Annotated in this window: 25 protein-coding genes; 13 read left to right on the top strand and 12 right to left on the bottom strand. The window is 63.2% G+C overall.

The window, feature by feature from the left end:
- Positions 1–118: 118 nt before the first annotated feature.
- Positions 119–349 (bottom strand): DUF1127 domain-containing protein, encoded by a 231-nt coding sequence (locus J5M58_RS02010; protein ID WP_112249405.1) that lies wholly within the window; start codon positions 347–349, stop codon positions 119–121.
- 177 nt (positions 350–526) lie between these two features.
- Here J5M58_RS02010 and J5M58_RS02005 point away from each other — a divergent pair, with 177 nt between their 5' ends.
- Positions 527–1957 (top strand): PLP-dependent aminotransferase family protein, encoded by a 1431-nt coding sequence (locus tag J5M58_RS02005; protein ID WP_181457286.1) that lies wholly within the window; start codon positions 527–529, stop codon positions 1955–1957.
- A 60-nt stretch (positions 1958–2017) separates the two neighbouring features.
- Positions 2018–3571 carry a phospholipase D family protein gene (locus J5M58_RS02000; protein ID WP_112249407.1) on the top strand — a complete coding sequence of 518 codons (1554 nt, stop codon included), beginning with the start codon at positions 2018–2020 and terminating at the stop codon, positions 3569–3571.
- A 19-nt stretch (positions 3572–3590) separates the two neighbouring features.
- Here the strand turns inward: J5M58_RS02000 and J5M58_RS01995 are convergent, their stop codons facing one another.
- Positions 3591–4730, bottom strand: coding sequence for an MFS transporter (locus J5M58_RS01995; protein WP_112249408.1), 1140 nt, complete (start codon positions 4728–4730; stop codon positions 3591–3593).
- Positions 4731–4871: 141 nt separating this feature from the next.
- Complete coding sequence (locus tag J5M58_RS01990) at positions 4872–6365, bottom strand: aldehyde dehydrogenase (RefSeq protein ID WP_112249409.1); 1494 nt, start codon at positions 6363–6365, stop codon at positions 4872–4874.
- Positions 6366–6561: 196 nt separating this feature from the next.
- Between J5M58_RS01990 and J5M58_RS01985 the strand changes: the two genes are divergently transcribed.
- Positions 6562–6921 (top strand): cupin domain-containing protein, encoded by a 360-nt coding sequence (locus J5M58_RS01985; RefSeq protein WP_112249410.1) that lies wholly within the window; start codon positions 6562–6564, stop codon positions 6919–6921.
- Positions 6922–7090: 169 nt separating this feature from the next.
- Here J5M58_RS01985 and rpmG read toward each other — a convergent pair whose 3' ends face one another.
- Positions 7091–7246, bottom strand: coding sequence for a 50S ribosomal protein L33 (rpmG, locus tag J5M58_RS01980; protein ID WP_003253507.1), 156 nt, complete (start codon positions 7244–7246; stop codon positions 7091–7093).
- Between the two features lie 11 nt (positions 7247–7257).
- Positions 7258–7494, bottom strand: coding sequence for a 50S ribosomal protein L28 (rpmB, locus tag J5M58_RS01975; protein WP_003253504.1), 237 nt, complete (start codon positions 7492–7494; stop codon positions 7258–7260).
- Positions 7495–7855: 361 nt separating this feature from the next.
- Here rpmB and J5M58_RS01970 point away from each other — a divergent pair, with 361 nt between their 5' ends.
- Positions 7856–9463, top strand: coding sequence for an ABC transporter substrate-binding protein (locus J5M58_RS01970; protein ID WP_112249411.1), 1608 nt, complete (start codon positions 7856–7858; stop codon positions 9461–9463).
- 132 nt (positions 9464–9595) lie between these two features.
- Here the strand turns inward: J5M58_RS01970 and radC are convergent, their stop codons facing one another.
- Positions 9596–10276, bottom strand: coding sequence for a DNA repair protein RadC (gene radC / locus J5M58_RS01965; protein WP_207877021.1), 681 nt, complete (start codon positions 10274–10276; stop codon positions 9596–9598).
- Positions 10277–10404: 128 nt separating this feature from the next.
- On the opposite strand from radC, the gene coaBC reads away from it, so the two are divergent.
- The 4 genes from coaBC to argB all read left to right on the top strand — a co-directional run bounded on the left by coaBC (position 10405) and on the right by argB (position 14525).
- On the top strand, positions 10405–11616 hold the full coding sequence (coaBC, locus tag J5M58_RS01960; RefSeq protein WP_207877019.1) for a bifunctional phosphopantothenoylcysteine decarboxylase/phosphopantothenate--cysteine ligase CoaBC: 1212 nt from the start codon (positions 10405–10407) through the stop codon (positions 11614–11616).
- Positions 11617–11621: 5 nt separating this feature from the next.
- Positions 11622–12077 (top strand): dUTP diphosphatase, encoded by a 456-nt coding sequence (gene dut / locus J5M58_RS01955; RefSeq protein ID WP_133969737.1) that lies wholly within the window; start codon positions 11622–11624, stop codon positions 12075–12077.
- A 111-nt stretch (positions 12078–12188) separates the two neighbouring features.
- Positions 12189–13589, top strand: coding sequence for a phosphomannomutase/phosphoglucomutase (locus J5M58_RS01950; protein WP_207877017.1), 1401 nt, complete (start codon positions 12189–12191; stop codon positions 13587–13589).
- Positions 13590–13619: 30 nt separating this feature from the next.
- Positions 13620–14525 carry an acetylglutamate kinase gene (gene argB, locus J5M58_RS01945; protein ID WP_085621522.1) on the top strand — a complete coding sequence of 302 codons (906 nt, stop codon included), beginning with the start codon at positions 13620–13622 and terminating at the stop codon, positions 14523–14525.
- 161 nt (positions 14526–14686) lie between these two features.
- Here the strand turns inward: argB and pyrE are convergent, their stop codons facing one another.
- A complete protein-coding gene (gene pyrE / locus J5M58_RS01940; protein WP_207877015.1) occupies positions 14687–15328 on the bottom strand; it encodes an orotate phosphoribosyltransferase in 642 nt (213 codons plus the stop codon).
- Between the two features lie 80 nt (positions 15329–15408).
- Between pyrE and J5M58_RS01935 the strand changes: the two genes are divergently transcribed.
- Entirely contained in the window at positions 15409–16188 is a 780-nt protein-coding gene (locus tag J5M58_RS01935; protein WP_003253401.1) for an exodeoxyribonuclease III, read from the top strand.
- 115 nt (positions 16189–16303) lie between these two features.
- On the opposite strand, the gene J5M58_RS01930 is transcribed toward J5M58_RS01935, so the two are convergent.
- Together J5M58_RS01930 and rph are read right to left on the bottom strand one after the other, a co-directional pair.
- Positions 16304–16672: a DUF4870 domain-containing protein gene (locus tag J5M58_RS01930; RefSeq protein WP_112249417.1), complete on the bottom strand. Its 369-nt coding sequence runs from the start codon at positions 16670–16672 to the stop codon at positions 16304–16306.
- Between the two features lie 23 nt (positions 16673–16695).
- Positions 16696–17418 carry a ribonuclease PH gene (gene rph, locus J5M58_RS01925; protein WP_051096411.1) on the bottom strand — a complete coding sequence of 241 codons (723 nt, stop codon included), beginning with the start codon at positions 17416–17418 and terminating at the stop codon, positions 16696–16698.
- A gap of 228 nt (positions 17419–17646) precedes the next feature.
- Here rph and J5M58_RS01920 point away from each other — a divergent pair, with 228 nt between their 5' ends.
- Complete coding sequence (locus J5M58_RS01920; protein WP_207877013.1) at positions 17647–18510, top strand: YicC/YloC family endoribonuclease; 864 nt, start codon at positions 17647–17649, stop codon at positions 18508–18510.
- A 13-nt stretch (positions 18511–18523) separates the two neighbouring features.
- Complete coding sequence (gene gmk, locus J5M58_RS01915; RefSeq protein WP_112249419.1) at positions 18524–19144, top strand: guanylate kinase; 621 nt, start codon at positions 18524–18526, stop codon at positions 19142–19144.
- Between the two features lie 124 nt (positions 19145–19268).
- Here the strand turns inward: gmk and J5M58_RS01910 are convergent, their stop codons facing one another.
- From J5M58_RS01910 to J5M58_RS01900, 3 genes are all read right to left on the bottom strand, one after another.
- A complete protein-coding gene (locus J5M58_RS01910; protein WP_112249420.1) occupies positions 19269–20810 on the bottom strand; it encodes an APC family permease in 1542 nt (513 codons plus the stop codon).
- 113 nt (positions 20811–20923) lie between these two features.
- Positions 20924–21697, bottom strand: a complete 774-nt coding sequence (locus J5M58_RS01905; RefSeq protein WP_112249421.1) for a gamma-glutamyl-gamma-aminobutyrate hydrolase family protein — start codon at positions 21695–21697, stop codon at positions 20924–20926.
- A 4-nt stretch (positions 21698–21701) separates the two neighbouring features.
- On the bottom strand, positions 21702–23084 hold the full coding sequence (locus tag J5M58_RS01900; RefSeq protein WP_015272334.1) for a glutamine synthetase family protein: 1383 nt from the start codon (positions 23082–23084) through the stop codon (positions 21702–21704).
- Positions 23085–23291: 207 nt separating this feature from the next.
- Between J5M58_RS01900 and J5M58_RS01895 the strand changes: the two genes are divergently transcribed.
- Together J5M58_RS01895 and rpoZ are read left to right on the top strand one after the other, a co-directional pair.
- Positions 23292–24164, top strand: a complete 873-nt coding sequence (locus tag J5M58_RS01895; RefSeq protein WP_013974798.1) for a LysR family transcriptional regulator — start codon at positions 23292–23294, stop codon at positions 24162–24164.
- A gap of 262 nt (positions 24165–24426) precedes the next feature.
- Positions 24427–24690: a DNA-directed RNA polymerase subunit omega gene (gene rpoZ, locus J5M58_RS01890; RefSeq protein WP_003253383.1), complete on the top strand. Its 264-nt coding sequence runs from the start codon at positions 24427–24429 to the stop codon at positions 24688–24690.
- Positions 24691–24724: the final 34 nt, after the last annotated feature.

Here is a 24724-nt window from a genome sequence, read left to right as displayed (position 1 = left end):
CGAAAGGGGTGCGTAGCGCCCCCAGGTTTCAGCTTTGCCGCAAATATCGCTGGGGCCGCTCTGCGGCCCTATCGCGACACAAGGCCGCTCCTACATCGACCGCGCAACATTTGTATGGTCAGTCCTTCCAGAAGGGCTTACGCCCCTCGGTCCGGGCCTGCTCCCAGCTCAGCCCGACATCGCGCAACTCATCATCAGTCAGCTGCAACAGCGCCCTGCGGGTGTACCAGCGATGCAGCATCAGCCCCCAACGCCCCAACCCTTCCGGCGCGTTGAACACCTTGGCCTGCTGCCCGGCTTCCAGTTCCCTGGCCAACAGTTGCAAGCGCACATCGCTCATGCCACCCATCGCTGCGTTCTCCATTCGATTGATACCGTGGAGAAAGCATGCGCGTCGACAGCACCGACAATACAGATCCAATACAGCCTTATTATTCCCATACAGAATTGGCCGCAGACAGACTGAATGCTGTATTTTCATAGCAACTGTACCGGTCGCTACCCTATTGCAGGGCAGGAGTATGCCGTGACCCTTTACCTGAACCTCGCCGAGTTGCTCGGTGCCCGCATCGAGCAGGGGCTCTACCGCCCCGGCCAGCGCCTGCCGTCAGTGCGCGCGCTGAGTGTGGAGCACGGGGTCAGTCTGAGCACCGTGCAACAGGCCTACCGCATGCTGGAAGACAGCGGCATGGTCTCGCCCCGACCCAAGTCCGGTTACTTCGTCAGCGACCACCGCCAGCTGCCGGCACTGCCCGCTGTCAGCCGCCCGGCCCAACGCCCGGTGGACATCTCGCAGTGGGAACAGGTGCTGGAACTGATACGCAGCACCCCGCGCCAGAATGTGGTGCAGCTCGGCCGTGGCATGCCCGACATTGACAGCCCCACCCTCAAGCCACTGCTGCGCAGCCTCGCCCAGCTGAGCCGGCGGCAAGACATGCCTGGCCTGTACTACGACAACATCCACGGCAACCTGGCCCTGCGCGAACAGGTGGCCCGGCTGATGCTTGACTCCGGCTGCCGCCTGAGCCCGGCCGACCTGGTAATTACCACCGGCTGCCATGAGGCACTGTCATGCAGCATCCGCGCCGTGTGCGAGCCGGGCGATATCGTCGCGGTCGATTCCCCAAGCTTCCACGGCGCCATGCAGACCCTGAAGGGCCTGGGCATGAAAGCCTTGGAAATCCCCACCGACCCGGTCACCGGCATCAGCCTGGAAGCGCTTGAGCTGGCCCTGGAACAGTGGCCGATCAAGCTCATCCAGATCACCCCCAGCTGCAACAACCCGCTCGGCTACATCATGCCCGAGGCCCGCAAGAAGGCGCTGCTGGGCCTGGCTCAACGCTACGACGTGGCCATCCTGGAAGACGATGTTTATGGCGACCTTGCCTATACCTACCCGCGCCCGCGCACACTCAAGTCGTTCGACGACGATGGTCGTGTGCTGCTTTGCAGCTCGTTCTCCAAGACCCTCGCCCCCGGCCTGCGGATAGGCTGGGTAGCGCCCGGGCGCTACCTGGAGCGGGTGCTGCACATGAAATACATCAGTACCGGCAGCACGGCCAGCCAGCCCCAGCTGGCCATCGCCGACTTCATCGCTGGCGGGCACTACCAGCCCCACGTACGGCGCATGCGCAGCCAGTACCAGCGTGGTCGCGACCTGATGAGCGCCTGGGTGACCCGCTACTTCCCGGCGGGCACCCGGGTCAGCCGGCCCCAGGGCGGCTTCATGCTGTGGGTGGAGTTGCCTGAACATTTCGATACGCTGCGGCTGAACCGCGCTTTACTGGAAGAGGGCGTGCAGGTTGCCGTGGGCAGCATCTTTTCGGCCTCGGGCAAATTCCGCCACTGCCTGCGCATGAACTTCGCCGCGCGGCCAACGCCGCAGATCGAAGCTGCCGTGCGCAAGGTGGGTGAAACCGCCCTTCGTCTACTGGATGAAGAAAACGCCGGCGCGTAACTTTGCGCCGCCCATCACGGTCCAATCCTTCAAGCCTTCGTTGCACAGGACGATCTACCCTTGAGACTCCAGCGAGCCCTGCCTCTGCTGCTGGTGCTGCTGCTTGGCCTTGCCGGCTGTGCCAGCGTCGGCACGCCCCGCGAGACCAGCCAGGCGCTACCCGCCAACGACTCGGCCTTCGGCCGCTCGGTGCTGCGCCAGGCCGCGCCCTACGACGGCCGCTCGGGCTTTCGCCTGTTGCCCAACAGCAACGAGGCGTTCCGCGCCCGCGCCGAACTGATCCGCAACGCCCAGGCGAGCATCGACCTGCAGTACTACATCGTCCACGATGGCCTCAGCACCCGTGCCCTGGTGCATGAGCTGCTGCGCGCCGCCGACCGCGGCGTGCGCGTGCGCATCCTGCTCGACGACACTACCAGCGACGGCCTGGACGTCATCATGGGCACCCTCGATGCCCACCCGAACATCCACATCCGCGTGTTCAACCCGCTGCACCTGGGCCGCAGCACCGGCGTGACACGCGCCGTGGGCCGCCTGTTCAACCTGTCGCGCCAGCATCGGCGCATGCACAACAAGCTGTTCCTGGTGGACAACAGCATGGCCATCGTCGGCGGGCGCAACCTGGGCGACGAGTATTTCGATGCCGAACCCAACCTGAACTTCACCGACATCGACCTGCTAGGAGTAGGCCCGATAGCCGAACAGTTGGGGCACAGCTTCGACCAGTACTGGAATAGCGCCCTCAGCCGACCGATCACCGACTTCCTCTGGCACGACCCGGATGCCAGCGACCTGCGCGCCAGCCGCCACCGCCTGGAAGTGTCGCTGGCCGAAGCCAGGACCCAGCGCAAAGCCCTGTATGATCGCCTGATGGCCTACCAGTCGCAGCCGCGCCTGGATGTGTGGCGCAACGAGCTGATCTGGGCCCATGCCCAGGCGCTGTGGGATGCGCCGAGCAAAGTACTGGCCAATGACGAACCGGACCCGCAATTGCTGCTGAGCCAGCAACTGGCGCCGGACCTGGCCAGCGTGCAGCGCGAGCTGATCCTGATGTCGGCCTACTTCGTGCCGCGCGAGCCGGGCTTGCTGTACCTGACCGGCCGCGCCGATGCCGGCACTTCGGTGAAGCTGCTGACCAACTCGCTCGAGGCCACCGACGTGCCGGCCGTGCATGGCGGCTATGCGCCATATCGCCGGGCCTTGCTCGAGCACGGCGTGCAGCTGTACGAGCTTCGCCGCCAGCCAGGCGACCCCAGCGCCGGGCGCTTGAGTTATCACGGCAGCTCGGATTCGAGCCTGCATACCAAGGCGATCGTGTTCGACCGGCGCAAGACATTCATCGGCTCATTCAACTTCGATCCGCGTTCGGTGCTGTGGAATACCGAGGTAGGCGTACTGGTGGATAGCCCGGAGCTGGCTGAATACACCCGCGAGCTGGCCCAGCAGGGTATGGCGCCTGCATTGAGCTATCAGGTGAAGCTGGTGGGTGACCAGATGGTGTGGGCGACCGAGGACAATGGCCACCAGCACATGCTGACCGCCGAGCCTGGTGGGATATGGCGACGGTTCAATGCCTGGATCAGCAAGGCGGTCGGCTTGGAAAAGATGTTGTAGCTACAGGCCTCACAATCCATCAGGCAGACACCGGCTCGAAGGCCCCACGCCGACGGGTCAACACCACCAACCCCGCCGCGCCCACCGCCATCAGCAACGGCAACGCATGCCCGCTGATCCATTGGCTGCCTGCCCCCGCCAGCAATGGCCCGAGCAAGCAGCCAATACCCCACAGCTGCGCCACATGAGCGTTGGCCCGCACCAGCGCATCATCCCGGTAGCGTTCGCCAATCAGCACCAGCGACAAGGTGAACAAGCCCCCCGCACTGGCCCCGAACAGCACCCATAGCGGCCAGATCGCTGGTGTATGCAGCAGCAGTGGAATCGCCAGGCTGGACACCAGCAGCGTTACCGCGCAGCCGGTGAACAGAGAACGTCGCGACATGTGGTCGGCCAGCGCCCCGATGGGCAGCTGCAGCACCGCATCGCCTACCACCACGGTACTGACCATGAACAGGGCGACTTCGGTGCTGAAGCCCTGCTGCAGGCAATACACCGGCAACAAGGTCAGGATCATCGCCTCGAACGAGGCGAACAGGGCAATGGCCCAGGCGATTACGGGCAAGCGCCGGCAGAAGGAGAACAGGTCGCCGAAGGTGACGCTGCAGGCCTCCGTGCTGGGTGCCCCGCCACGGCCGAGGAGAATCAGCGGTGCCACCAGCAACAAGCCGGTAGCGGCCCAGAAGCCGAAGTCATCATCCGAACCGAGAAAGCCCAGCACCAGCGGCCCGGCCAGCTGGCTGAGGGCATAGCTGCTGCCGTACAGCGCCACCAGGCGACCACGCCATTGCTCGACCACCAGCTGGTTGATCCAGCTTTCGCCGAGTATGAAAACCACGGTCAGCGACATGCCGATCAGCAACCGTAGCAGCAACCACAATGGGTAGCTGGGCAGCAGTGCGACCAGGCCGATCGACAGCGCCCCGCCCCACAGGCACAGGCGCATGGCTGAGGGCACGCCAACCCAGCCGGCCAGGCGGCTGGCCAGGCTGGCACCTACCAGCACGCCCAGCGCCGGCATCGCGGCCATCACGCCGATGGCGAAGCTGCCGTAGCCCCAGGCCTCCAGGCGCAGGGATACCAGCGGCATGCTCACGCCGAGTGCCAGCCCGACGCTTAGCACCGATGCCAGTACGGCGAAGTAGGTACCCCAACGCATTGCAGCCTCCCAGGCCAAGAATTTTCCATGGCCATTCGCGGGTAAACCCGCTCCCACAGGTACACCACCGCCCTTGAGAGCGGTGCAGTACCTGTGGGAGCGGGTTCACCCGCGAATTGGCCGCAAAGCGGCCCCCCGGGATTACAACTTGATCCAGGTCGCCTTCAGCTCGGTGTACTTCTCCAGCGCATGCAGCGACTTGTCACGGCCGTTGCCCGACTGTTTGAAACCACCGAACGGCGCGGTCATGTCGCCGCCGTCGTACTGGTTGACCCAGACGCTGCCAGCGCGCACGGCACGGGCGGTCTTGTGGGCCTTGGAGATGTCCGAGGTCCAGATGCCAGCGGCCAGGCCATACGGCGTGTCGTTGGCAATGGCGATGGCTTCTTCGGCGGTATCGAAGGCGATCACCGACAACACCGGGCCAAAGATTTCTTCCTGGGCAATGCGCATGGCGTTGGTCACGCCGTCGAAGATGGTCGGCTCGACATAGGTGCCACCGGTTTCTTCCAGGGTGCGCTTGCCGCCGGCCAGCAGCTTGGCGCCGTCCTTGTGGCCAGCCTCGATGTACGACAACACGGTGTTCATCTGCTGAGTGTCCACCAGCGCACCGACAGTGGTCTGTGGGTCCAGCGGGTTGCCTGGCTTCCAACCTTTCAGGGCCTCGACCACCATCGGCAGGAACTTGTCCTTGATCGAACGCTCCACCAGCAGGCGCGATCCGGCAGTGCACACTTCACCCTGGTTGAAGGCGATGGCGCTGGCGGCAGCTTCGGCGGCGGCTTGCAGGTCCGGAGCGTCGGCGAAGACGATGTTCGGGCTCTTGCCACCGGCTTCCAGCCAGATGCGCTTCATGTTCGATTCGCCCGCGTAAACCATCAGCTGCTTGGCGATCTTGGTCGAACCGGTGAATACCAGGGTGTCGACGTCCATGTGCAGCGCCAGGGCCTTGCCCACGGTGTGGCCGTAGCCTGGCAGCACGTTCAGCACGCCAGCCGGGATACCGGCTTCGATAGCCAGCTGGGCGATGCGAATGGCAGTCAGCGGCGATTTTTCGGACGGTTTGAGCACTACCGAGTTACCGGTGGCCAAGGCTGGGCCGAGCTTCCAGCAGGCCATCAGCAGCGGGAAGTTCCACGGTACGATGGCACCTACCACACCCACTGGTTCGCGGGTAACCAGGCCAAGCTGGTCGTGCGGGGTCGGAGCGACTTCGTCATAGACCTTGTCGATGGCTTCGGCAGTCCAGTGAATGGCTTGCGCCGCACCCGGGATGTCGATGCTGGAGGAGTCGCCGATCGGCTTGCCCATGTCCAGGGTTTCTAGCAGCGCCAGCTCTTCGACGTTCTTGCGCAGCAGGTCGGCGAAGCGGATCAGCTTGGCTTTGCGCTTGGCCGGGGCCAGCTGCGACCAAACGCCGGAGTTGAAGGTGGCACGGGCGTTTTCCACAGCGCGGTTGGCATCGGCCAGGTCGCAGCTGGCAACCTTGGCCAGGAAGCGTCCGTCGACCGGGCTCAGGCACTCGAAGGTTTCACCGGATGCGGCATCGGTGTATTCGCCGTTGATGAAGGCACGGCCTTCGATCTTCAGTTGCTGGGCACGTTGTTCCCAGTCCGCACGAGTCAGGGTGGTCATACGAAACTCCTCCTCTTGTTTAGGTGCAACGCCGCACTGAGGACTCACAGGCGTTGTCAGAATTCTGGCCGGGCGACGAGCGCACACTGGCAAGCGATACCCTAAACCAGCCCGGGTAAACTATCAATATATTTGACACAGAAGGCTCAAAAGCCTACTGATGTGCATTTTATTAAACAAAAACAGGAGCCGAACCATGAGTATCGCCAGCATCATCGACTTCGCGCAGGTCATCACCGAGGCCGAACGCTACCGCCCGGCGGCGGAAAAAATCCTCAAGGGCGAGCCAGACCAGGCGGTCTACAACCATTATTCCAGCCCGTGCGGGCAGTTTGCCGCAGGCGTGTGGGAAGGCGAGGTGGGGCAGTGGACGGTGAACTACACCGAGCATGAATACTGCGAGATCGTCCAGGGCGTTTCGGTGCTGCGGGACCAGGATGGCGGAGCCAAGACCCTGCGTGCCGGTGATCGGTTTGTCATCCCGGCCGGCTTCAAGGGCACCTGGGAGGTGCTGGAGCCTTGCCGCAAGATCTATGTGATGTTCGAGCAGAAATGATTTGAGGCTGTGCCGGCCTCTTCGCGGGTAAACCCGCTCCCACAGGGCCTCGCAATCGTTGAGGATGGCGCTCTACCTGTGGGAGCGGGTTCACCCGCGAAGAGGCCCTGACAGGCATAAAAAAACCCGCGTCCTTTCGGATGCGGGTTTTTTTCAGGTCGCCGATCAATTACTTGATCTTGGCTTCCTTGTACACCACGTGCTTGCGAACAACCGGATCATATTTCTTGATCTCGATTTTGTCCGGAGTGGTGCGCTTGTTCTTGTCGGTGGTGTAGAAGTGGCCGGTACCGGCACTCGAAACCAGACGGATCAATTCACGCATGATGTTCTCCCTTAAACCTTGGCGCCAGCTTTACGGATGTCAACCAGAACGGCGTCGATGCCGCGCTTGTCGATGATACGCATGCCTTTGGCGGAAACGCGCAGACGCACGAAACGCTTCTCGGATTCAACCCAGAAACGGTGGTGCTGCAGGTTCGGCAGGAAACGACGACGGGTTTTGTTGTTTGCGTGGGAAATGTTGTTCCCGGTTACTGGACCCTTACCAGTAACTTGACAGACTCTCGACATGACTCAGCCCTCTAAAACCACATGCCCAACCCGGCATGGGTTGGCCGCTTAATCTCTCAGTCTTTGGCGCCTGGGCGCCGTGATTCTGGAGGTCTTACCGACCGGATACGCTGACGCGACAGGCCGAGCCCCTAGAAAAGAGCGCTGCTTTATACCAGAAAGACTCGGCCACAACAACAGAAGATACGTTTCCGGCACCGACCAAGCGCGCCGGGCCAGCATAGCGGCAGGCGCCGCCAGCCGTCGACCGCTCGTCGACAGTTTTGTAAAAAAGGGTGTGGTCATTTCCCGACGGGCACACTAGGGTAGGCCTTTTCCAGACTGCACTGGCAGATGGGCCACTGACAGCCAAGGAGCCACCATGCGTGCCGCCGCCCTTTCCTTATTGTTCAACTCCTTGTTCGCCGCAGGCGCCCTGTTCGCTGCCGGCGTTGCCCAGGCAGCCCCGCTGAGCGTCTGCAGCGAGGCCAGCCCCGAAGGCTTCGATGTGGTGCAGTACAACTCGCTGACCACTACCAACGCCACGGCCGATGTGCTGATGAACCGCCTGGTGGAGTTCGACGCGGCGCAAGGCAAGGTGGTGCCGAGCCTGGCGGCCAGCTGGACTGTTTCGGCCGACGGCCTGATCTACGACTTCACCCTGCGCGATGATGTGAAATTCCACAGCACCGCCTACTTCAAGCCAAGCCGCGTCCTGAACGCCGACGATGTGCTGTTCAGCTTCCAGCGCATGCTCTACCCCGCCCACGCCTGGCACAAGACTGCGCCGGGTGGCTACCCGCATGCCCAGTCGCTGCAACTGGGCGGCCTGATCAAGGCGATCGAGGCGCCGGCACCGAACACCGTGCGCTTCACCCTCAACCACCCGGATGCCACGTTCCTGGCTACCTTGAGCATGGGCTTCGCCTCGATCTACTCCGCCGAGTACGCAGACAAACTGCTCAAGGCCGGCACGCCGGAGAAGCTCAACAGCCAGCCGGTCGGCACCGGGCCATTCGTCTTCCAGCGTTTCCAGAAGGACGCCGTGGTGCGCTACCGCGCCAACCCCGACTACTTCGCCGGGAAGCCGGCGGTCGACCCGCTGATCTTCGCCATCACCACCGATGCCAACGTACGCCTGCAGAAGCTCAAGCGCGGCGAGTGCCAGGTCGCGTTGTCGCCCAAACCGCTGGACATTGCCGAAGCTGGAAAGGACGGCAACCTCAAGGTGGCCAGCACCCCGGCGTTCATGACTGCCTTTGTCGCCATCAACAGCCAGCACCCGCCGCTGGACAAGCCGGAGGTGCGCCAGGCCATCAACCTGGCCTTCGACAAGCAGGCCTACCTCAAGGCCGTGTTCGAAGATTCCGCGGTGGCTGCCAACGGCCCCTACCCGCCCAACACCTGGAGCTACGCCAAGGACTTGCCCGGCTACCCGCTGGACCTGAAGAAAGCCAAGGCCCTGCTGACCAAGGCCGGCCTGGCCGAAGGTTTCAGCACCACGATCTGGACCCGTCCTTCAGGTAGCCTGCTCAACCCCAACCCCAGCCTTGGCGCGCAGATGCTGCAGGCTGACCTGGCGAAGATTGGCGTGAAAGCGGAAATCCGCGTTATCGAGTGGGGCGAGCTGATCCGCCGCGCCAAGGCGGGCGAGCATGACCTGCTGTTCATGGGCTGGGCGGGTGACAACGGCGACCCGGACAACTTCCTCAGCCCGCAGTTTTCCTGCGCGGCGGTGCAGTCTGGGACCAACTTCGCACGCTTCTGCGACAGCCGCCTGGACCAGTTGATCAGCGCCGGGCGCACCACCAACGACCAGAGCGTGCGCAGCCGGCTTTACCAGCAGGCGCAGACGCTGATACAGCAGCAGGCGCTATGGGTGCCACTGGCGCACCCTACGGCGGCGACACTGTTGCGTCAGGGGGTTGAGGGGTATCAGGTGAGCCCGTTCGGGCGGTTGGACTTCAGCAAGGTTTCCGTAACCAAGTAAACCTGTGCCGGCCCTTTCGCGGGTGAACCCGCTCCCACAGGTGCTGCACCACATTCAAGATGGGTGCAGTACCTGTGGGAGCGGGTTACCCGCGAAAGGGCCGGTACTGCAGCACAAAACTCCAGTTTTTCCTCAGGCCACAATCCACCCATGCTCGACCATCGACAGCGGCTCGCCGTCACCGATGATGATGTGATCCAGCACCCGCACATCGATCAACGCCAGCCCCCGCTTCAACGACAGGGTCAGATGCACATCGTCCTGGCTGGGTTCACTGTTGCCCGAGGGGTGGTTGTGGCACAGGATCAAGGCCGCCGCGTTATGCAGCAACGCCCGTCGTACCACTTCGCGCGGGTAGACATTGGCCCGATCTATCGTGCCTCGGAAGAGGATCTCAAACGCCAACGGCCTGTGCTTGGTATCGAGAAAGAGGCATCCGAACACCTCGCTGACTTCATGTCGCAGCATCGCTTTCAAATAGCGCCTCACCGTTGCCGGGCTGTCCATCGCGGATTCACGCTCAATCGAAGTTGCAAGGTGCCTGCGCCCGATCTCTAGCAGCGCCTGCAGCTGGCTGTACCTCACCGGGCCCAACCCAAGCTCGCCGACGAAGGCCTCACGGTCTGCCTCCAGCAACTGGCGCAACCCCCCGAACTTCACGAGCAGACCTCGCGCCAGCTCCACGACATTGCGCCCACGCACACCTGAGCCGAGAAATACAGCCAGCAATTCCGCGTCCGTCAGGCTTCCGGCCCCACGCTGCAGCAACTTCTCCCTCGGCCGCTCTTCAGCCGGCCATTCCCTGATATTCATCCCGTCCCTCTGCCCTTGCTGCGGCCCATTTCGGCCCTGTGTTAATCTATTTCGCCTCGTACATGCGACGTTCTGCCGCAGGCATTTTCAAACGTCGACGCCCGCTCTCACTGGAAAAAGGCAAGCCTATGCAGCGGCTGTATCGCAAGCGCATCGTTCTCGGCGTGGGTGGCGGCATTGCCGCCTACAAAAGCGCCGAACTGATTCGCCGACTCCTGGAGCACGGCGCGCAGGTGCGCGTCGTCATGACCCGTGGTGGTGCAGAGTTCATCACCCCGCTGACCCTGCAGGCGCTGTCGGGCCACCCGGTGCACATGGACCTGCTCGACCCTGCCGCCGAAGCGGCCATGGGCCACATCGAACTGGCCAAGTGGGCCGACCTGGTGCTGATCGCCCCGGCCACCGCCGACCTCATGGCGCGCATGGCCCAGGGCATGGCCGACGACCTGCTGACCACCCTGGTGCTGGCTACCGATGCCACCGTCGCCGTGGCCCCGGCCATGAACCAGGCCATGTGGCGCGACCCGGCGACCCAGGCCAACCTCGACCTGCTCAAGAGCCGTGGCATCCAGGTGTTCGGCCCGGCGTCCGGCAGCCAGGCCTGTGGCGATGTGGGCCTTGGCCGCATGCTTGAAGCCACCGACCTGGCCTGGTGCGCCGCGGAAAGCTTCAAGCGCCAGGCCCTGACCGGCAAGCACGTATTGATCACCGCCGGCCCGACCCAGGAAAACATCGACCCGGTGCGCTACATCACCAATCATAGCTCCGGCAAGATGGGCTTCGCCCTGGCCGAAGCGGCCGCCGAAGCCGGGGCTCGGGTCACCCTCGTCACCGGCCCGGTACACCTGCCGACCCCCGACCGGGTCAGCCGAATCGACGTGGTCAGCGCGCGGGACATGCTCGCGGCCTGTGAAGCGGCCATGCCGTGCGACCTGTTCATCGCCTCTGCGGCGGTTGCGGACTACCGCCCGGAAGTCGTTGCCACGCAAAAACTGAAGAAAGATCCTACGACCGGCGACGGCATGCTGCTGCAGATGGTGCGCAATCCCGATATCCTTGCCACCATCGCTGGCCGCGCCGACCGCCCGTTCAGCGTCGGTTTCGCCGCCGAGACCGAACACTTGCTCGATTACGCCACGCGCAAGCTCAAGGACAAGAACCTCGACCTGATCGTCGCCAATGATGTGGCCAACCCCAGCATCGGCTTCAACAGCGAGGAAAACGCCTTGACCGTGATCGACCGCCAGCAGCACCAGACCCTCTTCGCGCAGACCAGCAAAGGCAAGATTGCCCGGCAACTGGTCGCCTTCATCGCCGAACGGCTCAATCAGGTTCAATAAGTTACATGCACGCTCTTCAAGCCAAGATCCTCGACCCACGCCTGGGTAGCGAATTCCCGCTGCCGACCTACGCCACCCCCGGTTCCGCCGGCCTCGACCTGCGCGCCCTGCTCAAGGAAGACACCGTCCTCGAGCCAGGCCAGACCCTGCTGATCCCCACCGGCCTGTCGATCTACATCGGCGACCCGAGCCTGGCGGCGGTGATTCTGCCGCGCTCGGGCCTGGGCCATAAGCACGGCATCGTGCTGGGCAACCTGGTCGGGCTGATCGACTCGGACTACCAGGGCGAGCTGATGGTGTCGTGCTGGAACCGTGGCAACACGCCGTTCACCATCGCCGTTGGCGAGCGCATTGCCCAGCTGGTGCTGGTACCCGTGGTACAAGCCCATTTCGACATCGTCGAAGCGTTCGATGAAAGCCAGCGCGGCGCTGGCGGCTTCGGCCATTCCGGCAGCCACTGAGCCGAGAAATGACCGTTCAGGCCAAGGATGGCGAACTCTCTGGCGAAACCACCGTCCAAGCGTTCAGTTTGCGCCTGCCCAGAAAGCCTTTGACTAATGGAGCTTCCAGAGATGAACGACATGGCCCACCTGGTACCCGCCGCACTGCCAGACAGCATTTTCCGCGCTTATGACATTCGCGGCGTGGTCGGCAAGACCCTTCACGCCGAAACCGCCTACTGGATCGGCCGCGCCATCGGCGCGCAGAGCCTGGCCCAGGGCGAACCGCAGGTTTCGGTCGGCCGCGATGGCCGCCTGTCCGGCCCGATGCTGGTCGAACAGCTGATCAAGGGCCTGGTCGATGCCGGCTGCCAGGTCAGCGACGTCGGCCTGGTGCCCACCCCGGCGCTGTACTACGCAGCCAACGTGCTGGCCGGCAAGTCCGGTGTGATGCTGACCGGCAGCCACAACCCGTCGGACTACAACGGCTTCAAGATCGTCATCGCCGGCGATACCTTGGCCAACGAACAGATCCAGGCACTGCTGACCCGCCTGAAAACCAACGACGTACCGCGCGGCGAAGGCAACGTGCAGAAGGTCGAGATCCTCGATCGCTACTTCCAGCAGATCGTCGGCGACGTGAAGCTGGCCAAGAAGCTCAAGGTCGTGGTCGATTGCGGCAACGGCGCTGCCGGTGTGGTGGCCCCACAGCTGATCGAAGCCCTGGGCTGCGAGGTCATCCCGCTGTTCTGCGAGGTGGACGGCAACTTCCCCAACCACCACCCGGATCCGGGCAAGCCGGAAAACCTCGAAGACCTGATCGCCAAGGTCAAGGAAACCAGCGCCGATATCGGCCTGGCTTTCGACGGTGACGGCGACCGCGTCGGCGTGGTGACCAACACCGGCAGCATCGTCTACCCCGACCGCCTGCTGATGCTGTTTGCCCAGGACGTACTGTCGCGCAACCCGGGCGCCGAGATCATCTTCGACGTCAAATGCACCCGTCGCCTGACCCCGCTGATCAAGCAGCACGGCGGCCGCGCACTGATGTGGAAGACTGGTCACTCGCTGATCAAGAAGAAGATGAAGCAGACCGGCTCGCTGCTGGCCGGCGAGATGAGCGGTCACATCTTCATCAAGGAACGCTGGTACGGTTTCGACGACGGCATCTACAGCGCCGCGCGCCTGCTGGAGATCCTCAGCAAGGCCGATCAGAGCGCCGAAAACCTGTTTGCCGCCTTCCCGAACGATATTTCCACGCCGGAAATCAATATTGATGTGACCGACGAGGGTAAATTCAGCATCATTGATGCACTGCAACGCGACGCCGACTGGGGCGAAGCCAACCTGACCACCATCGACGGTGTGCGGGTGGATTACGCCCACGGCTGGGGCCTGGTTCGCGCCTCCAACACCACCCCGGTGCTGGTGCTGCGTTTCGAGGCCGACAGCGACGCCGAATTGCAACGTATCAAGGATGTTTTCCGTACCCAGTTGCTGCGGGTTGAGCCTGAGCTGCAACTGCCGTTCTGACCGACTATCTGTTCCTTACAGGAGCCCTGCATGACCCTCGATCGCGATGCCGCTTCCCATGTAGCCGAGGTTTTGTCCGAAGCACTGCCTTACATTCGCCGCTTTGTCGGCAAGACCCTGGTGATCAAGTACGGCGGCAACGCGATGGAGAGCGAGGAGCTCAAGACCGGCTTCGCCCGTGACATCGTGCTGATGAAGGCTGTGGGCATCAACCCGGTAGTGGTCCACGGTGGTGGCCCACAGATCGGCGACCTGCTCAAGCGCCTGTCGATCGAAAGCCACTTCATCGACGGCATGCGCGTCACCGACTCGGCGACCATGGATGTGGTGGAGATGGTGCTGGGTGGCCAGGTCAACAAGGACATCGTCAACCTGATCAACCGCCACGGCGGCAGCGCCATCGGCCTGACTGGCAAGGACGCGGAGCTGATCCGCGCCCGCAAGCTGACCGTCAGCCGCCAGACGCCCGAGATGACCACCCCGGAAATCATCGACATCGGCCACGTGGGCGAAGTGGTAAGCGTGAACACCGACCTGCTGAACATGCTGGTGAAGGGTGACTTCATCCCGGTGATCGCGCCGATCGGCGTGGGTGCCAACGGTGAGTCGTACAACATCAACGCCGACCTGGTGGCAGGCAAGGTAGCCGAGGCGCTGAAGGCCGAGAAGCTGATGCTGCTGACCAACATCGCCGGCCTGATGGACAAGCAGGGCGAAGTACTGACCGGCCTGACCACCGAGCAGGTCAACGAACTGATCGCCGACGGCACCATCTACGGCGGCATGCTGCCGAAGATCAAGTGCGCGCTGGATGCGGTGCAGGGCGGCGTGAACAGCTCGCACATCATCGACGGCCGCGTGCCGAATGCGGTGCTGCTGGAGATTTTCACCGACAGCGGCGTGGGTACCCTGATTACCAACCGCAAGCCGCGCTGATTGGTTGGTTAACCTGCACAGGCCTCTTCGCGGGCACGCCCGCTCCCACAGGGATAGCGCCAACCCTGTGGGAGCGGGTTTACCCGCGAAGAGGCCAGAACAGGCGACACAAAAAAGGCGACCTTCACAAGAAGGTCGCCTTTTTCATTTCCAGACCCGGATCAGATCCCGTATTGCGCCCGGTAAGCTTCCACAGCCGGCAGATGCTGCTTCAGCTGCGGGTCATCGGCCAGGAACTCCAGCACCTGCGTCAGCGAAACGATGCTGACCACCGGAATACCGAAGTCGCGCTCCACTTCCTGAATCGCCGACAGCTCGCCATTGCCACGCTCTTCGCGGTTCAGCGCGATCAGCACGCCTGCGGCCTTGGCCTGCTGGGCTTTGATGATCTGCATGACCTCACGAATGGCGGTACCGGCAGTGATCACATCGTCGATGATCAGCACATCACCAGCCAGTGGTGCACCGACCAGGCTGCCACCTTCACCGTGGTCCTTGGCTTCTTTGCGGTTGAAGCACCATGGCACGTCGAGCTGATGCTGATCGGCAAGGGCCACGGCAGTAGTCGCTGCCAGCGGGATACCCTTGTAGGCCGGGCCGAAAAGCACATCGAACGGGATCTTGCTGTCGACGATGGCTGCGGCATAGCAACGGCCCAGTTCGGCCAGGGCGGAACCGGTGTTGAACAGGCCGGCATTGAAGAAATATGGGCTGGTTCGCCCCGATTTCAGGGTGAATTCACCGAAACGCAGTACCCCGCGATCGATGGCAAAACGGATGAAGTCGCGCTGATACGGCTGCATGGATAGTCCCGGACACCACGGATTTAGCTAAATGGGTTGAGCTCGGGTATCATACACGCACGAGATTTTTGGGGCCATTTATGCGGATCATCAGTGTGAACGTAAATGGCATTCAGGCTGCGGCCGAGCGTGGTTTGCTCAGCTGGCTGCAAGCCCAGAATGCCGACGTCATCTGCCTTCAGGATACCCGCGCCTCGGCCTTTGAACTCGATGACCCAGCTTTCCAGCTCGATGGCTATTTCCTTTATGCCTGCGACGCGGAGGTGCCTGCCCAAGGTGGTGTGGCCCTGTATTCGCGCATGCAGCCCAAGGCAGTCATCACCGGCCTGGGCTTCGAGACAGCCGACCGCTACGGGCGTTATCTGCAAGCAGATTTCGACAAAGTCAGTATTGCCAGCCTGCTGCTGCCTTCGGGCATGAACGGCGACGAAGACTTGAACCAGAAGTTCAAGTTGATGGACGACTTCGCCAAGTACCTGGACAAACAGCGTCGCAAGCGTCGCGAATACATCTACTGCGGCTCGTTCTACGTGGCGCAGCAGAAGCTCGACATCAAGAACTGGCGTGACAGCCAGCAGTCGCCGGGCTTCCTGGCGCCGGAGCGCGCCTGGATGGATGCGATCACCGGCGAGATGGGTTACGTCGATGCCCTGCGCGAAGTCAGCCGTGAAGGCGACCAGTACAGCTGGTGGCCGGACAACGAGCAGGCCGAGATGCTCAACCTGGGCTATCGGTTCGACTACCAGATCCTCACTCCGGGCCTGCGCCGCTTCGTGCGCAACGCCCGCCTGCCGCGTCAGCCGCGCTTCTCCCAGCATGCGCCGCTGATCGTCGACTATGACTGGACGTTGACCATCTGAAGGCATGGGGCCGCTTTGCGGCCCTATCGCGACACAAGGCCGCTCCTACAGGGGAATGCATATCCCTTGCAGGAGCGGCCTTGTGTCGCGATAGGGCTGCAAAGCAGCCCCAGCATTATTTGATCGGCCGCCAGATCATCGGGTAGCGATACGGCTTGCCCTCATTCGCCCGCACAGCCGCGATGATGATCAGGATCATCACCGCGACCATCAGCATGGCGAACAGCATCAGTCCGATGAACACGAACATCAGCAGGAAGCAGATGAACCCGGCAATGGTCACGCTGATCTGAAAGTTCAGCGCCTCTTTGCCCTGGGCGTCGATGAAAGGGTCTTGCTCGCGCTTGAGGTGCCACAGCACCAGCGGGCCCAGCAAGTGCCCGAGCGGCACCACCAGGCCCAGCAGCGCGGAGAGGTGGCAGAACATCGCCCACTGCCGGATTTCGGCATTGGGCGGGGTGATCGACAGGTTGGATTCGCTCATGCCCCGCACCTCCCTGGCTGGGTTCAGTCGGCCAGCGCCGCCTGCTGCAGTTCGAAGATCTCGGTCATGCCCTTCTGTGCCAGGGCGAGCATCGCGTTGAAGTCTTCAGGCTGGAACGGCGCGCCTTCGGCAGTACCCTGCACTTCGATGAAACCACCGGCGCTGGTCATGACCACGTTCAGGTCGGTTTCGGCAGCGGAGTCTTCCAGGTAGTCCAAGTCAAGCACCGCTTCGCCCTGGTACATGCCCACCGACACTGCGGCGATCATGTGCTTGAGCGGGTTGCCGGCCTTCAGGCCACCGCGCTTCTTGATCACCGCCAAGGCGTCGCACAGGGCGACCATGGCACCGGTGATGGACGCGGTACGGGTACCGCCATCGGCCTGGATCACGTCGCAGTCGACGTACAGGGTAATGTCACCGAGTTTGCTCATGTCCAGCGCGGCGCGCAGCGAACGACCGATGAGACGCTGGATTTCCAGGGTGCGGCCACCCTGTTTGCCACGGCTGGCTTCGCGCTGGTTACGCTCGCCGGTGGAGCGCGGCAGCATGCCGTATTCGGCGGTCAGCCAGCCTTGGCCCTGGCCTTTGAGGAAGCGCGGCACACCGTTTTCCACGCTGACCGTGCAGATGACCTTTGTGTCACCGAACTCGACCAGTACCGACCCTTCGGCGTGCTTGGTGTAGTTGCGGGTGATGCGGATCGAGCGGAGCTGATCGGCGGCGCGACCACTTGGACGTTTCATCTGGGATACCTGTACTGGGACTTTGAATCTGCCGAGCATTATAGAGCCCACGGCCCGGGGAAGACATGCCTATTGTCGCGCCCGGCACAGCCCGTCGCCTTTTCCTACCGGCCAGGCCACCCGTCGGTAACATGGGTGGATTGGGCGCCAAGGCCCCACTGCGCTACAATCCTGCGCCTTGCAGCCGAGAGGCTCCCACCGTTCATTCATATACGCGAGGTACTCCCCATGGTGCACAGCATGACCGCTTTTGCTCGAGTCGAGCGCGCCGGCAGCCAAGGCACCCTGGTCTGGGAGCTGCGTTCGGTCAACCACCGTTACCTGGAGCCGCACCTGCGCCTGCCCGAGGCCCTGCGCGACCTCGAAGGCGCCGTGCGTGAAGGCCTGCGCCAGGGCCTGTCACGGGGCAAGGTGGAATGCACCTTGCGGCTCAACGAAGACAGCAACGGCAAACCGCTGAAGGTGGACCGCGAGCGCGCCGCGCAGCTGGTTGCCGCCGCCGAGGAAGTGGCCGGGCTGATCAAACAGCCGGCACCACTGAACCCGCTGGAGGTGCTGTCTTGGCCAGGCGTGCTGGTAGCCGACGCCAGCGATCCACAGGCACTGAATACAGAAGCCATGGCGTTGTTCGATGAGGCTCTGGCCGAGCTCAAGGCCGGGCGCCAGCGTGAAGGCCAGGAACTGGCCCGGCTGATCAACGAACGTCTGGACAACATGGCCAGCGAAGTCACCACCCTGCGTGCCCTGGTGCCGCAGATGCTGGCAGCACAACGGCAGAAGATCCTCGACCGCTTCGGCGACATGCAGGCCGAACTCGACCAGCAGCGCCTGGAGCAGGAGATGGTGCTGCTGGCGCAGAAGAGCGACGTGGCCGAGGAACTCGACCGCCTCAGCACTCACGTCACCGAAGTACGCCGGGTGCTCAAGGGTGGCGGTGCCGCCGGCCGACGCCTGGACTTCCTGATGCAGGAACTCAACCGCGAGGCCAATACCCTAGGCTCCAAGGCCTTCGACCCACGCAGCACGCAAGCGGCGGTCAACCTGAAGGTATTGATCGAACAGATGCGTGAACAAGTACAGAACATCGAGTAAGGCCACCCCGACCATGAACCACAGCAGCGGCACCCTCTACATCGTTTCGGCCCCTTCGGGCGCCGGCAAGACCAGCCTGGTCACCGCCCTGATCAAGGCCGACAAGCGCGTAAGCGTCTCGGTCTCGCACACTACCCGCGCCATGCGCCCAGGCGAAGAGCACGGCGTGAACTACCACTTCGTCAGCCATGACGACTTCAAGGGGCTGATCGCCAAGGGTGACTTCCTGGAACACGCCGAAGTGTTCGGCAATTTCTACGGGACTTCGCGCAGCGCGCTGCAAGAGGTGCTCGACCAGGGCAATGACCTGATCCTGGAGATCGACTGGCAAGGCGCCCAGCAGGTACGCAAGCTGATGCCCGAGGCCTTGTCGGTGTTCATCCTGCCGCCAAGCCAGCAGGCCCTGCGCGAGCGCCTGGATGGCCGCGGGCAGGATAGCGAAGAAATCATTGCCGGGCGCATGCAGGAAGCGGTCAGCGAGATGGTGCACTACGACGAGTACGACTACGTGATCATCAACGATGATTTCGACGTGGCGCTGGAGGATTTGAAAGCGGTGTTCCGCTCCAATCGCCTGCGGCTGAAGAAGCAGCAACAACGCAACAGCGGGCTGCTGAAAGAACTACTTTCCTGAAAGAGCGAACGGGGCTGCTTTGCAGCCCATTCGCAGCACAAGGCTGCTCCTACATCGACAGCGTACATCGCGCCATTGCAGGAGCAGCCTTGTGCTGCGAATGGGGCGCAAAGCGCCCCCAGCTTTATTCCTGCAAAGGCAAGGTAGCCTGCTGACGCAGGGTAGCCCCCAGGAAGTATGCCGGCGCGCGCAGGCGCGACAGCATCATCAGCACGATGCCCAGCACCGAGATGATCGCGGCGATCACGAACACCAGCCCCAGCCCGCCCACATGCGAGCCGCTGCCGAAGTCCGGCGAGGCGCTGTCGATGGCGGTACGCAAGAAGATCACCGACAGGATCACCCCACCCACCAGCGGGCACAGGCCGCGCATCAGGAAGTGGCGCAGGCTGTCGAACAGGCTGTGGCGGAAGTACCAGACACAGGCGAAGGCCGTCAGCGAATAGTAGAAGCAGATCATCATGCCCAGTGCAGTGATGGTATCCGCCAACACGTTCTCGCTCAGGGTGCGCATGGTCACGTAGAACAGGCCCGCAGCCACACCAGCGCAGATGGTGGCGTAACGCGGGGTCTGCGAACGTGGGCAGACACTGGCGAACTTCTGCGGCACCGCACCGTAGTAACCCATGGCCAACAGGGTGCGCGCAGGCGACACGAAGGTCGACTGCAGCGACGCCGCGGTGCTGGCCAGCACGGCGATGGACATCAGAATCGCCAGCGGCCCCATGACCGGGCCGGCCAGGTGAGCAAAGACGTTTTCCTGGATGCGTGGATTGTTCAGGCCCAGGCCCTGTTCACTGATACCGGCAAACTGCAGGGTGGCAATCGCGGTGAACAGGTACAGGCCGAGGATCAGCAGCACGGTCCAGGTAGCCGCCTTGCCCGGCACCTCGTCGCTGCCGACCGATTCCTCGCTGACGGTCAGGCATACATCCCAGCCCCAGAAGATGAAGATCGACAGCGACAGCCCGGCGGCAAAGGCCGAGAACGATTCGACGCCGAACGGGTTGAACCAGGCGAAATCGAATTCCAGCGGTGGCGGCGCCGTGGTTTCGCCGAAAGCGGCAAAGGCAAATCCGATCAGCACCAGCAACTGCAGGGCCACCAGGCCGTATTGCACGGTCATGGTGGTGGTCATGCCGCGACAGCAGATCCACACCGCCAGGGCGATGAACACGCAACAGGTGGTTATGTTGATGAGCAGGTTGTCGGCCAATGCCGCCAGCTCATGCTTGCCGGTGATCTGGCCAAGGAACAGGTAGAAGAAATCGACCGCCACCCCGGCCAGGTTCGACAACACGATGGTGGTGGCGACCACCAGGCCCCAGCCGCCGATCCAGCCGATCATCGGGCCGAAGGCACGCGCCGACCAGGTAAACGAAGTGCCGCTGTCCGGCTCCGCCGAATTCAGTTCGCGGTAGCCCAGGGCCACCAGCAGCATCGGCAGGAAGCCGACGATGAACACCGCTGGCAGGTGTGCGCCCACTTCGCGCACGGTCGGGCCAAGGGCGCCGGTCAGGGTGTAGACCGGGGCGATGGTGGAAATGCCCAGCACCACGCTGGCCAGCAAGCCCAGCCGGCCCGTGGCCAGGCCCTTGCTGCGCTGGGTGTTGCCCGCGTCGGCCGCCACATCGGGTGGGCGGCCGGCTTCTGTGTAATTGCTCATGAGTATTTGCCGTAAATTTTGGAATTGTTTTCACAGGCCTTGCGCACAAGGCCCGCTTTCACTCATTGAAAGCTTGTTGCCGGGAACAAGTCATCCGAGACCTTCGGGTGACGTCAGAATGCCTCCTGCCGTGCGCCCTCCCGTGTAGCGTAAGCAATGCAGGCCTCGCGAAACGCCTGGAACAGGCGCCGCGAGACCGGGTTCTCGGTAAATCGCCACTCCGGGTGCCACTGCACGCCAAGCACAAAGCCCGGCGCCGCAGGCATGGACACCGCTTCGATCAGGCCATCCGGGGCCCGTGCCTCGACGCGCAGGCCCGGGGCCAGGCGGTCGATGCCCTGGCTGTGCAGCGAGTTGACCTCGAACTGCGCAGCCAGGCCCAGGCGCTCGAACAACCCGCCAGGCTCGATGCCGACAAGGTGACGAGCGCCGTATTGCACCTCCAGGGGTGCGTCCTCAGGTTCACGGTGGTCAAGGTAGCCGGGCAGTTCCTGCACACGCTGGTGCAGGCTGCCGCCCAGCGCCACATTCAATTCCTGGTAGCCACGGCAAATACAGAACACCGGCACACCAGCGGCAATGGCCGCCTGCAACAGCGGCAGGGTCAGGCGATCGCGTGCCAGATCGTGCCGGGTACCCGCCGCGCTGGGGGCGCCATTGTAATGATGCGGTTCGATATTTGAAGGTGAGCCGGTAAAAACAATGCCGTGCAGACGAGCCAGCAGCGCCTGCGTGTCGCTGCCCCCGTCGCGGGCCGGCAAGATCAATGGCAAGCCGGCAAAGCCGGCCGCCTCGACATACTTGTCGCCTACCGTATGCGACGAGTTCTTCCCCACCTGCTGGCGGCAGGCGCTGACACCGATCAAGGGGACCGCATTTGCGCTCATGGGCTTACACCGTGTGCAGGTACCAGTTGTACTCGAGGTCGGAAATCGATACTTCGAACTCGGCCAGTTCGCTTTCCTTGCAGGCCACGAAGATATCGATGTAGTCCGGGCTGATGTATTGGTTGAGGACTTCGCTGTCGTCCAGCGCGCGCAGGGCATCGCGCAGGTTGTTCGGCAGGCTCTGCTCCAGTTGTTCGTAGGAGTTGCCTTCGATCGGTGCCTGCGGCTCGACCTGATTGGTCAGGCCATGGTGAACACCGGCGAGGATCGCCGCGAGCATCAGGTAGGGGTTGGCGTCGGCGCCGGCCACGCGGTGCTCGAGGCGCACGTTGTCGCTGCTGTCGGTGGGCACGCGCACGGCCACGGTGCGGTTGTCCAGGCCCCAGCTTGGCGCATTGGGCACGTAGAACTGCGCGCCGAAGCGGCGATAGGAGTTGATATTCGGGCAGAGGAAGGCCATCGACGCGGGCATGGTCTCCAGCACGCCACCGATGGCGTGGCGCAACGCGTCGCTTTGCAGCGGGTCGTCGCTGGCGAAGATGTTCTTGCCAGTTTTCTTGTCCAGCAACGAAATGTGCACGTGCAGGCCGTTGCCTGCCTGGCCCGGGTAGGGCTTGGCCATGAAGGTGGTGTCCATTTCATGGTCGTAGGCAACGTTCTTGATCAGGCGCTTGAGCAGGATCGCATAGTCACAGGCCTTCAGCGGGTCGGCCACATGGTGCAGGTTGACCTCGAACTGTGCCGGGGCGCTTTCCTTTACGATGGCATCGGCGGGCAGGCCCTGCTCCTTTGCCGCTTCGAGCATGTCCTGCAGGCAGTCGGCATACTCGTCGAGGTCGTCGATCAGGTACACCTGGGTCGACTGCGGGCGCTTGCCGGAAATCGGCGAGCGCGGCGGCTGCGGGCGCCCGTTGAGGTTGTCCTGGTCGATCAGGTAGAACTCCAGCTCGAACGCGGCGCAGATATCCAGGCCCAGGTCATCGAACTTGCTCACCACCTGGCGCAGCACTTCGCGCGGGTCGGCGAAGAACGGCTGGCCATCCAGCTCGTGCATGGTCATCAGCAGCTGGGCGGTGGGGCGCTTCTGCCACGGCTCGTCCGACAGCGTGCCGGGGATCGGGAAGCAGATGCGGTCGGCATCGCCGATGTCCAGGCCAAGGCCGGTGCTCTCGACGGTGGACCCGTTGATGTCCAGGGCGAACAGCGATGCCGGCAGGTTGATGCCCTTCTCGTACACCTTGTGCAGGCTGGCCCGCTCGATGCGCTTGCCACGTACCACGCCGTTCATGTCGGAGATCAGCAGGTCGACGTACTGCGTGTCCGGATGGGCCTGGAGGAAGTCATTCATCTCGCTGGAAGAACTGGCGCACGGGGTTACCGACGTCATGGCTGTACATCCTTTGATTTGCTGCGGCGATGTGGGGGATACGGCTGGCGCCTCACGGGCGACGATGGTTGCAGCTGTTGTTCTTTTCACTTTCCCATCGCGGGGATTGGTTACCCGACCGGGCGCATTGATTCCCGGGGGCCGTTCCACTATAAAATGGCCAAAACGCAACAGACATTGGCAATTCGGCAAGCAGAGCGTGCACCAATGCAATATCAGATTACCCATGCCGACCTCTCACTGGTCCTGGCCCTGGAACGTGGCCGCTCGCTGGCCAAGGCCGCCGAGCTGCTCAAGGTCGACGTGTCGACGGTCTTCCGCTCGATCCGCCGACTGGAGTCGGCGCTGGGCACCGCCTTGTTCGTCAAGAGCCGCAAGGGCTACCTGCCGACTGATACCGCCCAGGCCTTGGCTGAACAGGCCGAGCGCGCCGAGCAGGCGCTGGAGGCAGCGCGCATCGCCATGACCAGTGGCGAGCAGGTGGTCAGCGGCACCGTGCGGCTGACCTGTACCGAGGCGGTGATGCATAGCTTGCTGCTGCCGGCTCTGGCCGAGTTCATGCCCAACTACCCGGCCTTGTCGCTGGAGATGGGCACTTCCAATACCTTCGCCAATCTCAGCCGGCGCGATGCCGACATTGCCCTGCGCCTGACCAACACGCCACCAGAGCACCTGGTGGGCCGCAACCTGGGGTCCACCTCCTACGTAGTCTGCGGCCAGCCGCAATGGCGCGAACGCCTGGCAGAGTCACCTGCCAGCGTGCCGTGGATCGCCCCCGACGACTCGATGCAGGACCACCCCACGGTGGTCTGGCGCAACCAGCAGCACCCGGGGTTGAGCCCGCGCTACCAGTGCAGCGGCATGTCGACCATCGCCCAGCTGGTCACGGCCGGGCTCGGCGTGGCAGCGTTGCCGGACTACATGGTGCACGCGCTGCCCGGGGTGGATGCGCTGAGCGGGCCGCTGCCGGGTTGCGACACCCAGCTGTGGCTGCTGACCCGGCCGGACTGCCGGGCGTTGCGCTCGGTGCAGACCCTGTTCGAGGAGCTGACCCCGCGGTTGCGTGACGCGATGCTCTGAGGGTATCGTCAGGCTCATGTATCGAGAGTGTCTGTTGCGGCCCTTTCGCGGCTGAAGCCGCTCCCACAGGGTGCGGTGATGGACCTGAGGACAATGCGGTCCCTGTGGGAGCGGCTTCAGCCGCGAAGAAGGCAACACAGGGCTTGAAGGTAACCACCCGACAAAACAGCGCTTCCCTATTGGCTGGTGATTTTTTAAACTATCGAGTCCGCCTGCCCATTATCGGGCTGCACGCCCACCGCAATTGCTACTGAGGAAGACCATGGCCCGCGTAACTGTTGAAGACTGCCTGGAACACGTGGATAACCGCTTTGAGCTGGTCATGCTCTCGACCAAGCGCGCTCGCCAGCTGGCGACCGGCGGCAAAGAGCCACGCGTTGCGTGGGAAAACGACAAGCCGACCGTTGTTGCCCTGCGTGAAATCGCCGAAGGCATCGTCACCAACGAGTTCATCGCCGCTGAAGAGATCGTCACCGAGGATCCGGTGTTCGCCGCGTTCGAGGACGAGAACAACGAGGCTGTCTGATTGATGCCAGGTCGACGTCGCACGGCGCAAGGCC

Origin of the sequence: Pseudomonas sp. 32_A, assembly GCF_017490905.1 — a bacterium.
Taxonomy (GTDB): Bacteria; Pseudomonadota; Gammaproteobacteria; order Pseudomonadales; family Pseudomonadaceae; genus Aquipseudomonas; species Aquipseudomonas inefficax.
The sequence above is the reverse complement of the archived record's forward strand: the minus strand, read 5'-3'. Positions and strand labels throughout refer to the sequence as shown.